General features: G+C 73.0%; 6 protein-coding genes. 1 reads left to right on the forward strand and 5 read right to left on the reverse strand.

Features of this window, described 5'->3' with window-relative positions; all coding sequences use genetic code 11:
* Positions 1–17: 17 nt before the first annotated feature.
* The 5 genes from ACIPAE_RS27065 to ACIPAE_RS27085 form a co-directional block, all read right to left on the reverse strand.
* Positions 18–851 (reverse strand): methyltransferase domain-containing protein, encoded by an 834-nt coding sequence (locus ACIPAE_RS27065; protein WP_329363882.1) that lies wholly within the window; start codon positions 849–851, stop codon positions 18–20.
* Positions 852–888: 37 nt separating this feature from the next.
* A complete protein-coding gene (gene ccrA / locus ACIPAE_RS27070; RefSeq protein ID WP_402448556.1) occupies positions 889–2,244 on the reverse strand; it encodes a crotonyl-CoA carboxylase/reductase in 1,356 nt (451 codons plus the stop codon).
* A gap of 6 nt (positions 2,245–2,250) precedes the next feature.
* A complete protein-coding gene (locus ACIPAE_RS27075) occupies positions 2,251–4,602 on the reverse strand; it encodes a type I polyketide synthase (RefSeq protein ID WP_402448557.1) in 2,352 nt (783 codons plus the stop codon).
* Positions 4,599–7,715, reverse strand: coding sequence for a type I polyketide synthase (locus ACIPAE_RS27080; RefSeq protein ID WP_402448560.1), 3,117 nt, complete (start codon positions 7,713–7,715; stop codon positions 4,599–4,601). The genes ACIPAE_RS27075 and ACIPAE_RS27080 overlap by 4 nt, the downstream gene beginning before the upstream one ends.
* Before the next feature lie 69 nt (positions 7,716–7,784).
* On the reverse strand, positions 7,785–8,996 hold the full coding sequence (locus tag ACIPAE_RS27085) for a cytochrome P450 (protein ID WP_402448764.1): 1,212 nt from the start codon (positions 8,994–8,996) through the stop codon (positions 7,785–7,787).
* A gap of 621 nt (positions 8,997–9,617) precedes the next feature.
* Here ACIPAE_RS27085 and ACIPAE_RS27090 point away from each other — a divergent pair.
* Positions 9,618–12,200 (forward strand): BTAD domain-containing putative transcriptional regulator, encoded by a 2,583-nt coding sequence (locus ACIPAE_RS27090; RefSeq protein WP_402448562.1) that lies wholly within the window; start codon positions 9,618–9,620, stop codon positions 12,198–12,200.
* Positions 12,201–12,262: the final 62 nt, after the last annotated feature.

Below are 12,262 nucleotides of genomic sequence, written 5' to 3' on the forward strand. Positions count from 1 at the left end.
GCCGCGGGGCGGTCGCCTCAGGGGCGCACCGCAGCCACCAGCAGGCAGCCGAACTCGTCCACGCCCAGCATGTCGGACGGCTGGAACAGATCCGGCAGGTTGGTCTGGCCCAGCGCCTCGGGGCGCTCCCCGCCGGCGGCCGGCCGGGACAGTTCCTGGAAGGTGCGCTGCTGGGTGTGCTCGGTGATGTCCAGCAGCCCGCGCAGCCGCAGGCCCGAACGGTGCAGCAGGGCGACGTAGTCGTCGGCGTCGGCGAGGGTCACCATGAAGTTGCGGCAGAACTTCTGGATCGACGGGTGCGGCACCTCCTTGCGCGGCGCCCGCTCGAAGATGTCGGTCAGCACCAGCCGCCCGCCCGGCCGCAGCACCCGGGCCGCCTCGGTGAGCACCTGCTGCCGGTCGGGCATGTGGATGATCGACTCCAGGGCCATCACGGCGTCGAACGAGCCGTCCGCGAAGGGGAGTTTCATGGCGTCGCCGTGCGTGAACACGGCCCGGTCGGCGAGCCCGGCCTCCTCGGCCAGCCGGTTGGCCGTCTTCACCTGCTCCTGGCTGATGCTGATCCCGGTGACCCGGGCCCCCGTCCGCCGCGCCACCCGCAGTCCCGGGCCGCCGACCCCGCAGCCCACGTCGAGGACGCTGGAGGAGTCGTCGACCGCCAGCCGCTCGGTCAGCACGTCGGTGAGCCGGTCGACCGCCTCCTCCAAGGTGGCCTCGGAGTCCGGGGTGTCCCAGAAGCCGATGTGGATGTTGGGGTTGAACGTGCCGTCGTCGAGCGCGGTGAGCGTGAGCCGGTCGTACAGCTTGCCGACGGCCTCGGGGACGGGGGCGGTCGATGCGGAGTCGGTCATGGAAACTTCCTCTCGGTAGCGCGATGGTGACGGGGAGTCAGTCAATCGCAGTCGACGGGTGGGCGGCGAACTCCCGCAGCGGGTTCAGCGCCTCCGCGCCGATCCGGGCCCGCAGTTCGGGCGCGGTGACGCCGAGGCCGGGCGAGGGGGCGAGGCAGAGCACGCCGACCTTGCCGATGTGCCGGTTCAGCTGCACCAGCCGGGTCGCCTCGCCGATCTCGTCGAGCGGGAACACGGAAGACAGCGCCGGTACGACCCCGCCGAGCGTGAACAGGCGGGCGCACTCGACCTGTTCCTGGAGGTTGGCGACATGGCTGCCGATGACGCGCTTGAGCCGCATCCACAGGTAGCGGTTGTCGAACTGGTGCGCGTAGCCGGTGCTGGACCCGCAGGTGACGACCGTGCCACCGCGCTTGACCACGAACACCGAGATACCGAAGGTCGACCGGCCCACGTGCTCGAACACGATGTCGGGGTCCGCGCCCACCGCGTCCCTGATGATCCGCCCGAGCCGCTTGCCCGCCTTGAGCGTCAACTCGGGGTCACCGCCTTCGTCGTCGCCGACACCGATCTCCCGCCGGTTCACGACCACGTCGCAGCCCAGTTTCCGGGCGGCGGCGGCCTTCTCCTCCGAACCGACCACGCCCACCGCGATGCCGCCGCCGTTCCTGACGAGCTGGACCGCGTACGCGCCGAGCCCGCCGGAGGCGCCCCAGATCAGGACCACGTCGCCCTGCTTCATCCGCGCCCCGCGATCGCTGACCAGCATGCGGTACGCGGTCCCCGCGCACGCCGGGATCGTCGCGGCCTCCTCCCATGTCAGGTGCGGTGGCTTCGGGATGAGCTGGCTGGCGCGCGCGATCGCGTAGTGGGCGAGCCCGCCGTAGTTCGTCTCGTACCCCCAGGCCAGCTGGTGCTCGCCGAGCATGCCGTCCGCCTGGTTGGCCGGCTCCTGGTCGTCCACCCGGGCCGCGTTCACCAGCACGTGGTCGCCGATCCGCCGGCGCCGCACGCCCGAGCCCATCCGCACGACGACCCCGGCGGCGTCGGAGCCGAGGACGTGGAAGGGCTGGTCGTGCCGGGTCGCCCAGCCGCCCTGCCGGGCGTAGGAGCGCAGGAAGCGGAAGGTGGACACCGGCTCGAACTTCGCGGACCACACGGTGTTGTAGTTGACGGAGCTGGCCATCACGGCGACCAGCACCTCGTCAGGGGCCAGTTCGGGCATCGGCACCTCGCCGACGCGCAGCGTACGGCGGACGTCCTTGTCCTCGGTGTCACCGAAGGTTCCCTCGTCCTCCACGCGCAGGTGCGCGGCGGTGAAGTGCGAGGGCGGTGTGGCGCGTTCCAGGTCGTCGGGGCAGGCCCCGGACAGGACGGCGTCGGTCAACGACATGGTGGTTCACCTCTGTTCGGGGTCGGGGGCAGCCGGCGGGAGCCACCAGTGGTGCGCTCCGGCGAACGCGTAGGTCGGCAGCGGGACACGGCGCACGTCCGGTCCGCCGAAGGCCGCCTCCCGGTCCAGCCGGATACCGGAGACGAACGCGGCGCCCAACTGGCAGGCGAAGGAGGGCGACTGGGCGTCGGGCGCGACTGGCAACGCGATCGACGCGGGACCCGATCCCGTCGCGCGGCCCGTTCCCGTGGCGTGATCCGTTCGCGCCGGGGAGGGCTCGACCGGCGGTTCGCCACCGCCCGTGAGCCCGGCGAGCGCCGCTTCCAGGGTGCGGTCGCCGCGCAGATGCGCGGCGGCCCAGCCCCCGGCCCGGCCCTCGCCGATCACTGTCGTGGGCCGGACCCCGCAGGCCCGCCACAGGCAGGCGTGTGCCACGACCACGGCGAACCCGGCGAGCGACGCGTCCTCGTCCGTGGCCCGCGCCTCCGCCGTGTCGAGCAGTTCCGTCAGGGAACGTCCGCCCGCGTACGGGGTCAGCGCCTCGTCGAGATCGGCGACGGCGTCCCTGAAGGCGGTCCACTCCCACGGGAGACGGCCGTGGGACGGCAGCGCGGTGGCGGCGGGTCCGGTGCAGACCAGCGCGGTCCGGCCGGTGCGGGCGAGTCCCGACCTGACCCACGGCGACGGCTCCCCGTCGGCCAGCGCCCGAAGCCCCGCCAGGTACTGCCCCCGGTCGGCGCCGACCAGGGCCGCCCGGTGCGCGAACGCGCTCCGCGTGACGGCCAGGGAGTACGCGATGTCCGCGTCGGACCAGCGCGCCGGGTGCGCGTCGAGGTGGGCGAGGAGCTTGTGCGCCTGCCCCCGCAGCGCGGCGGGGTCCTTCGCGGACAGCAGCCACGGCAACGGCCGTACCCGGGCGGGCGCGGGCCGCTCCCACGGCGGACGCGCGGGCCGCTCCAGGACGACGTGCCCGTTGGTGCCTCCCGCGCCGAGCGCCGTCACGGCGGCCCGCTCGGGCCGGCCCGTCCTCGGCCACGGCAGGGCGGTCGGTACGGGTTGCAGCACCCCGGCGGACCGCTCCACCGTCTCCAGCGACGGTACGCAGTTCAAGGTCGCGGGCACGGTGCCGTGCCCGAGCGCGAGCACCGCCTTCATCACGCCCGCCATCCCGGCCGCCGACTGCGGATGGCCCAGGTTGGACTTGATCGAGCCGAACAGCAGCGGCCGCCCCGGCCGCCGCTCCCGGCCGTAGACGGCGAGCATCGCCTCCGCCTCCATCGCGTCGCCCAGCGGGGTGCCCGTGCCGTGCGCCTCGACGTAGTCGACGTCCGTGCCCGGCAGCCCGGCGTCCGCCAACGCGCTCATCATCACCCGCCGTTGCCCCGGGCCGTTGGGCACGGCCAGCCCGTTGCTGATCCCGTTCTGGCCCACCGCCGACCCGCGCACCAGCGCCAGCACGGGATGCCCGAGCCGCTCGGCGTCCGACAGCCGCTCCAGCAGCAGCACGCCCACCCCCTCGGCCCAGTTGCCGCCGTCGGCCCGCGCCGAGAACGGTTTCGTACGACCGTCCCGCGCGAGAGCGCTGAACCTGCTGTGCTCCAGGAACACATCGGGTACGGCCATCACCGTGACGCCCGCCGCGAGCGCGAGCGCGCACTCGCCCGACAGCAGCGAGCGGCGGGCCAGGTGCAGCGCGGACAGGGACGAGGAGCAGGCGGTGTCGACGGTGAGCGCCGGGCCGTGCAGGCCCAGGACGTAGGCGATACGCCCCGACGCGGCACTGGGCAGGGTGCCGACGGCCAGATGGTCCGTGCCCTCCTGCGGCCGCTCCCGCCCGCCGCCGCTCCCCGCGTACCCCTGCGGCGTGAGTCCCACGAAGACGCCGGTGGCCGACCCGGCCAGCGTCGACGGATCGATTCCGGCGCTCTCGACGGCCTCCCACGCCGTCTCCAGGAGCAACCGCTGCTGCGGGTCGGTCCCGGCGGCCTCCTCGGGGGTGTAGCCGAAGAACTCCGCGTCGAACGACGCCGCGCCCGGCAGGAAACCGCCCTCCCGCACGCTGCACCGGCCCGAGACGCCCGGTTCCGGGTCGTACAGGTCGGCCACGTCCCAGCCCCGGTCGGTGGGGAACGGCGACAGGCAGTCCCGTTCCTCCACCAGGGCACGCCACAGTTCGTCCGGGGTGTCGATGCCGCCGGGCCAGCGGCAGCCCATGCCGACCACCGCCACCGGATCGTGCCGCCGGGACTGCTCCGCCTTGGCGAGCCGGTCGCTGAGTTCCTCCACCTTCCGGCGCTGCTCCTGGAGCGCGGAGGTGGCCTTGCGCAGATACTCCCGCAGCGTGGTCTCGTCGCTCATCTCGCCTCCTCGGCTCCGTCCGCGCCGTCGGCGTCGATCAGCGCGAACAGTTCGTCGTCCGTCGCGTCGGTCAGCTCCGAGCCGTCCCCGCCCGCCGGCTCCGGTTCGTCCTCGGCGAGCAGGCCGGCGAGGTGCTCCGCCAGCAGCGTGGGTGTCGGGTGGTCGAAGACCACGCTCACCGGCAGTTCCAGACCGGTCTCCGCGACCAGCCGCCGGCGCAGGGCGACCGCCGTCAGCGACTCGAACCCCAGCTCCTGGAAGGCACGGTCGGCCACGATGGGCTCCGGCGAGTCGTGCCCGAGAGCGACGGCCGCGTGCACGCGGACGAGGCTCAGCACCTCGTCGAGCAGGTCGTCCCCGGACAGGCCCGAGAAGCGGTCCCGGGGCGAGCCGTCGCCGGTTTCCACCGAGTCCGGGACCACGGGCGGGGCAGCGGTCGCCGCCACGGTCACGCTTGATCGCAGCCAGTAGCGTTGGTGTTGGAAGGGGTAGGTGGGGAGGGTTGTCTGGGTGGTGGGGGTGGGGATTTGGGTGGTCCAGGTGGGGGTGGTTCCGGTGGTGTGGGCGTGGGCGAGTGCGGTGGTGAGGTCGGTGGGGGTGGCGTGGTGGCGTCGGAGGGTGTGGTGGGTGGTGAGGTGGGGGGTGGTTTCTTGGATGGCGGGGGTGAGGATGGGGTGGGGGCTGGTTTCGATGGTGGTGTGGTGGCCGGTGGTGGTGAGGTGGGTGAGGGCTTGGTGGAAGAGGACGGGTTGGCGGAGGTTGGTGTACCAGTAGGTGGGGTCGAGTTCGGGTCCGTGGATGGGTTGTCCGGTGACGGTGGAGATCATGGGGATGGTGGCGGGCTGGGGCTGGATGTGGGCGAGGGTGGTGGTGATGTGGTGTTGGTGGGGGTCGACTTGGGGTGAGTGGGAGGCGTAGTCGACGTTGATGCGGCGGACGCGGTAGCCGTGGTTTTGGAAGAGGGTGGTGAGGTGGTTGAGGGCTTGGGGGGTGCCGGTGATGACGGTGGTGGTGGGGGAGTTGTGGGCGGCGATGGTGGCGTTGTGGCCGTGGAGATATTGCTGGATGTGGTGGGCGGGTGCGTTGATGGTGGCCATGCCGCCGTGGCCGGAGAGGTGGCGCATGGCGGTGGAGCGGGTGGTGATGATGTGGGCGGCGTCGTGGAGGGTGAGGATGCCGGCGATGTGGGCGGCGGCGATTTCGCCTTGGGAGTGGCCGATGACGGCGGCGGGTTGGATGCCGGCGGTGGTCCAGAGGTGGGTGAGGGCGATCATCATGGCGAAGAGTGCGGGTTGGACCATGTCCACGCGTTCCAGCCATGCGTGGTCGGGTCCGGTGAGGGTGTTGATGAGGGACCAGCCGGTGAGGGGGTCGAGGGCGGCGGCGGTGGTGTTGAGGGAGTCGCGGAAGGTGGGGTTGTGGGCGTAGAGGGTGTGGGCCATGCCGGGCCATTGGGAGCCTTGTCCGGGGAAGACGAAGACGGGTCCGGGGCTGGTGGTGTGGGTGGCGTGGCCGGTGATGAGGTGGGGGGTGGGCCGGTGCTCGGCCAGGGCTCGTAGGCCGGTGAGGGCGGTGTTCCGGTTGTCGGCGATCACGACGGCCCGGTGCGGCAGCGTGGCGCGGGTGGTGGCCAGCGCGTGGGCGACATCGGGGAGCAGAAGCCCCGGGTCTGACTCCAGCCGCTCCGCGAGCCGCCCGCCCATGGCAGCCAGAGCCTCCGCGCTCGCCGCCGACACCACCAGCGGCACCGCTCCTGCCAGCTCCGGCACCGCTCCCGCCGGCTCCGGCACCGCCACCGTCGCCCGCGCCGCCGGCTCCACCGGCGAAGCCTCCGTCAGGACCAGGTGCGCGTTCGTACCGCCCACCCCGAACGCCGAAACCCCGGCCACCAGCGCCTGGTCGGGCCGGGGCCAGGAGCCCGTGTCCGTCTGCACCCGCAGCCGAAGACGCTCGAAGGGGATGGCCGGATTCGGCGTCTCGAAGTTGAGGCTGGCCGGAAGCTCGCGGTGATGCAGGGACAGCGCGGCCTTCAGCAGGCCCACCACACCGGCGGCGCCTTCGAGATGACCGACGTTGGTCTTGGCCGAGCCGACCGCGAGGGGGGCCGTCCGGCCGGGAGCCGTACCCAGCGCGGCACCGAGCGCGGCGGCCTCGACGGGGTCGCCCACCGGGGTTCCGGTGCCGTGGAGTTCGACGTACTGCACGTCCGCCGCGCGCACGCCCGCGTCGGCGAGCGCGGCGGACACCACCTCCCGCTGGGCCTCGGCGTTCGGTACGGTCAGGCCCTCGCCGCCGCCGTCGTGATTGACGGCGGAGCCGCTGAGCACGCAGTAGACGCGGTCCCGGTCGGCCAAGGCGCGGGACAGCGGCTTGAGAACGACCAGGGCGCCGCCCTCGCCCCGCACGAAGCCGTTGGCGCGCGCGTCGAAGGTGTGGCAGCGGCCGTCCGGGGAGAGCGCGCCGAAGCGGTCGACGGCGGTGGTGCTCTCGGGCACCAGGTTCAGGTGCACGCCGCCCGCCAGGGCGAGCTCCGCCTCGCCGCTGCGCAGGGCCGCGGCGGCCAGGTGGACTGCGACCAGTGACGAGGACTGGCCGCAGTCGACCGTCATGCTGGGCCCCCGCAACCCCAGCGAGTAGGAGAGCCGGTTGGCGATCACTCCTCGCTGGACTCCGGTGAACACGTGCCGCGTGAGGCCTTGTGGGCCGCTGCGGCGCAGAAGGGCGGCGTAGTCGTCGGCGATCGCGCCGACGTACACGCCCGCGGGCGTACCGCTGAGGGAGTCGGGGGCGATACCGGCGTCCTCCAGCGCCTCCCAGCCCAGCTCCAGGGTGAGTCGCTGCTGGGGGTCCATGGCCAGCGCCTCGCGGGGCGAGACGCCGAAGAAGGCCGCGTCGAAGCCGTCGACGCGGTCCAGGTAGCCGCCGCGGTGCGCCGGACCGCGGCCGGGCGGCGGCTCCGAGATCGCGTCGCGCCCCTCGCGCAGCAACTGCCAGAAGGCGGACGGGTCGGGGGCGCCCGGCAGCCGGCACGCCATGCCGACGACCGCGATCGGCTTGTCCCGCGGGCCCGTGGGGGTGCCGGCACCCGTGTCCGCGTCGTGAACCGCGCCCATGACAGTTGTCCCTTCCGCCGTGCCGCCGAACGAGGAATCACCGGGGAGGACCCGGCGGGTGAGGGGGCCTCAGCCCGCCCCGTGCGGCCTGACCGGCAGCTTCTCCAGGCCGTGGGTGACCGTGCTGAGCCGCCACCGCAACTCGTTCGGGTCGCAGGCGAGGGACAGGTCGGGGAAGCGGTCGAGGAGCATGCCGATGGCGATCTCGGCCTCCAGGCGGGCCAGCGGAGCGCCCATGCAGTAGTGGATGCCGTGGCCGAAGGTCATCTGGCCGCCGATCGGCCGGGTGATGTCGAAGAGTTCGGGCTGGTCGAAGCGGTCGGGGTCGCGGTTGGCGGCCATCAGCGACACCATGACCACCTCGCCGACCGGGATCGTGACGTCGCCGAGCACCACCGGCTCGATCGTGTACCGGAACGTGGCGAGGTTCACCGGGCCGTCGAAGCGCAGGAACTCCTCCACGGCCTGCGGCAGCAGCGCGCGGTCGGCGCGCAGCCTGGCGAGTTCACCGGCGTGGGTGAGGAGGGCGAGCACGCCGTTGCCGATCAGGTTGACCGCCGTTTCCGTGCCGGCCGAGAACATCAGGTAGATCGTGGCGAGCAGTTCGCCCTCGCTGAGCTTGTCGTCCTCGTCGCGGGCCGTGATCAGCGCGCTCAGCAGGTCCTCGCCGGGGTTCTCGCGCTTGACCTGGATCAGCTTCACCAGGTACTCGCGCATCGCCTGGGTGGCCGCCTCGTAGCCCTCCGGCGCGAGGTCGGACAGAACGGTGGCCGCGTACCGGCCGAAGGCGAGCCGCTCGGCCTCCGGCACGCCCAGCAGCGTGCAGAGCAGTTCCATCGGCACCGGATAGGCGAACGCCTCCAGCAGGTCGATCTCCTCCTGCCGGTCCATCTCGTCGAGCAGGTGGGTGGTCAGCGCTTCCAGCATCGGCCGCATGCCCTCGACCCGGCGCGGCGTGAACGCCTTGTTGACCAGCCGGCGCATCCGGGTGTGGTCCGGCGGGTCGCTGGCCAGCATGTGGCCGACGAGTGCCTCGTCGTACTGCTTCGGCGCGTGGCCCTCCTTGGTGTGCTTGGTCATCAGCTCGTTGAGGCCCTTGAAGTCCTTGCTCAGCCGGGCCTCGCTCAGCGCCTGCCGCACCTCGTCGTAACGGGTCACGATCCAGACCAGCGAACCGTTCGGCAGCATCACCTTCACGGCGGGTCCGGCCTCGCGGAGCCGCTTCAGCACCTCGTGGGGGGTCTGGACGAAGCCCACGTCCAGTTCCTCGGTCACCTGCATCTCCTGCACGACTGCGCCTTCCTGGCCACGGGACGGTTCCCTGCTCCGGGTCCTGCCGGGTTGATGCGGGGAGCATGACCCGCGCCCCTTGCCGGGCGCTGGCGGCGCACCTTGCGGAACGCTGGCCGGTGCCTTGCGAGACCCTTGCGTCGGCAGGTCGGCAGGTCGGCAGGTCGGGCACGTCGGCACGTCGGAATGTCGGGCACGTCGGAACGCGCCCCCGGCGCACGGCCGTACGCACGCGCACGCTTCCTCGAACCCAACGACACCTTTGTGCCGTCAGGCGTCAACCCGCCCCATCTCGGTCAAAAAAGTCAAAGTTCTGCACCAGACGCAAAACAAGTGCTCTACGATCGCACCAGCATCACTGACGGGGGTTCCGGCAAGCCGTGCACCAGCACGGACACCGGTGCGAGCTGTGAGAACGGATCGGCCGCACCCGAGGAGGTGAACCGCGGCAGAAGGTGCGCAGGGCAGGCTTCCACCGCCCACCCGGACCTTGTGGTCCGGCCGGAAGAATCCGGCCGTGTTCTCGACAGCCCGAGTGGACCACGGCACATGTGCACTGCCCGGACCGGGCGACGCACGATCCACCCCACCTCCCGTGAAGTAAGGATGGGCATGGCTGAACCCTCCGAGCGCGAGACCGTGGACCAGGCGAGCGTGACGACACTGGCGCCGAGAGGGGCCGGGTGGGCACCAGGCCAGACGAAGGAAACCGCCTCCGCCGCCTGGGAGTTGCGTGCCTTCGGCTCGCTCACCGCGATGCAGGCCGGGCGGGTGCTGCCCCTGGGCCCCCTGCGCCACCGCGCACTGCTCGGACTGCTGCTCGTGCGCTCGGGCAGCGTCGTCGCCGCCGGGCAGCTCATCGACGAACTCTGGGGCGCCCGCCCGCCCCGTCACCCCCTCGCCACGCTCCAGACCTACGTCTCCCACCTGCGCCGCGCTCTCGCCCGGGCCCGGGAGCAAGGCGGCGGTCACGCCCGGCTCAACCACCGCGCCCCCGGCTACGTCCTCGAACTCGATCCCGAACTCGTCGACGTGCACCGCTTCGAGCGGCTCCTCGAACGCGGCCGGCGCTCCGTCGCCGACCGCCGCTACGACCTCGCCCGCGCCGACCTGACGCACGCGCTCTCCCTCTGGCGCGCCCAGCCGTACCTCGAACTCGTCTCCTACGGCCCCATCACCGACGAGATCGAACGCCTCGGACACCTGCGCCTGACCGCCCTGGAGGCCCAGGCCGACGCGTGCCTGGCCCTCGGCGACGCGGACCACCTGGTCCGGGTGCTCTACCCCGAGGTCCAGCACAACCCCACCCACGAACGCCTGGTCGGCCACCTGATGACCGGCCTGTACCACCTGGGACGCCAGGCGGAGGCCCTGCGCCTGTACGAACAGACCCGCCGCCACCTCGCCGAGGAACTGGGCGTGGACCCTGGCGGCGAACTCCAGCGGGTCCACACGAACATCCTCCACCAGCGCCTCATCCTGCCCGAGCCGCCGGCACGGCCGGTGAGCACGACGGCGGGCGGGGCCGGGGCGTACCGCAGGGGGCCGGCCGAGCCGAACACCGGCCCGGGGCGGCCCCCGGCGGCCACGGTCTTCGCCGCCACCGGGGGCTCGGTGGGACCGGGACGGCCGAGCGCGGCGGACACCGTGGCCACGGTGCACAGCTTCGACGCCGGCAGTGTCACGTTCGCCGGCGGGAACGCCGACGGTGCCACGGGTTTCGGCAGCACCGGGAACCTCGCGGACGCGCCGCCGGCCGGCGCCGGGGCCGTTGGTGCCACCGACGTCATCGCCGTCATGGGAGTGAAAGCCCTCCCGGGCGGTCCCGTGCCGAACGCGCCGGTGGGCCCGGCCGAGGCCGCGGCACACCCGGTACCCGCCGGTCCGGCCCCGGCCGCGGCGCTGCCCCTGCCCCTGGCGCCCCGCACCTCCGTCGCCGGGTTCCGCACGGCATCGCACGGCGTCCCGACCGCCGCGGACCCCGCTCCGCACGCGGCCGCACCCGCTCCCCTCGGCTTGCCCGCCCCCACCGCCTCCGCCCCCAGCGCCTCCGCCCCCGGCGTCGCCCGCGCGGCCGGCGGCAAGTTCGTGGGGCGGGAACGCGAGCGCGCCCTGCTCGGCGCCCACATCCAGGACGCGCTGAACGGCAGCAGCCATCTCTACGCCGTGCTGGGCGAGATGGGCGTGGGCAAGACGGAACTGGTCGAGGACGCCACCGCGCACCTCAAAGGCTCGCCGCACGAGGTGGTGTGGGGCTGCTGCAGTTCCGGGGAGGGCATACCTGCGTACTGGGTCTGGTCGCAGATCTTCCGTCAGCTGGCGGTCTCCCGGCCCGAGGCGTTCCGCCGGGCGGAGGCCCGCTTCGGCAGCCTGCTCGCTCCGCTGATGCTCGACCCCGAGGCCGGCCGGCGCTGCCTGACCGCGGAGGAGCCGCCGATCCTGGCCCGCTTCCGTATCCAGGACGCCATGTCCGAGACGCTGCTGGTGCTGGCCGCCGAGGCGCCGCTGGTCGTCGTCCTGGAGGACCTGGACCAGGCCGACGCGCGCTCGTTGGAACTGCTGGGGCTCCTGCGCACCCGGCTGCACGGCGAGCCGCTCGGCGTCGTCGTGATCGCGGAGGACACCGGGGTCGCGGCGGACTTCATGAAGGGCGGCGTGGTCACCGACATCATCAGCGACCCGCGCACCCGCAGCCTCCGGCTGACCGGGCTGTCGAGGGCCGAGACCGCGGATCTCGTGAGCCTGCAGACGGGGGTCAGGGTGCCCGACGACGTGCTGCGGGTCCTGCACGGACGCAGCCGCGGCAACCCGTACTTCCTGCACGAGTTCCTGGCCGGCGTCGGCGACCCGGAGCTGCTGCACCACCGTACGGCGGTGGAGTCGGCACTGGTGGATGTGCCGTTGGGCGTCCGGCAGGCGCTGGGGCGGCGGATCGCCGGGCTGCCCGAGCCGGTGCTGGAGGTGCTGCGCTGCTGCTCGGCACTGGGCGCCGACTTCGACCTGGAACTGGTCCGGCACGCGGTGTCGCCCGGCACGGACCCGGAGGCGGCCATCGAGGCGGCGGCACGCTGCGGGCTGCTGCGGCGGGTGCCGCGGCCGCCGTTCCGGCTCACGTTCCGGGATGCGCTGATCCAGGAGGTGCTGCTCGCCGAGTTGAGCGGCACGGAGCGGACGAGGCTGCGCAAGAGCGGGTGAACTCGTCCCTGCCCCGCACGGAAGAGCCGGCCCCTGCCCCGCGATGAGGAGCCGGTCCCTGC

Source organism: Streptomyces sp. NPDC087270, assembly GCF_044744625.1.
Classification (GTDB): Bacteria; Actinomycetota; Actinomycetes; order Streptomycetales; family Streptomycetaceae; genus Actinacidiphila.

Coding starts and splice junctions, on each gene's coding strand:
- ACIPAE_RS27090 (WP_402448562.1), top strand. CDS start 9,618: ATGGCTGAACCCTCCGAGCGCGAGACCGTGGACCAGGCGAGCGTGACG.
- ccrA (WP_402448556.1), bottom strand. CDS start 2,244: ATGTCGTTGACCGACGCCGTCCTGTCCGGGGCCTGCCCCGACGACCTG.
- ACIPAE_RS27080 (WP_402448560.1), bottom strand. CDS start 7,715: ATGGGCGCGGTTCACGACGCGGACACGGGTGCCGGCACCCCCACGGGC.
- ACIPAE_RS27085 (WP_402448764.1), bottom strand. CDS start 8,996: ATGCAGGTGACCGAGGAACTGGACGTGGGCTTCGTCCAGACCCCCCAC.
- ACIPAE_RS27065 (WP_329363882.1), bottom strand. CDS start 851: ATGACCGACTCCGCATCGACCGCCCCCGTCCCCGAGGCCGTCGGCAAG.
- ACIPAE_RS27075 (WP_402448557.1), bottom strand. CDS start 4,602: ATGAGCGACGAGACCACGCTGCGGGAGTATCTGCGCAAGGCCACCTCC.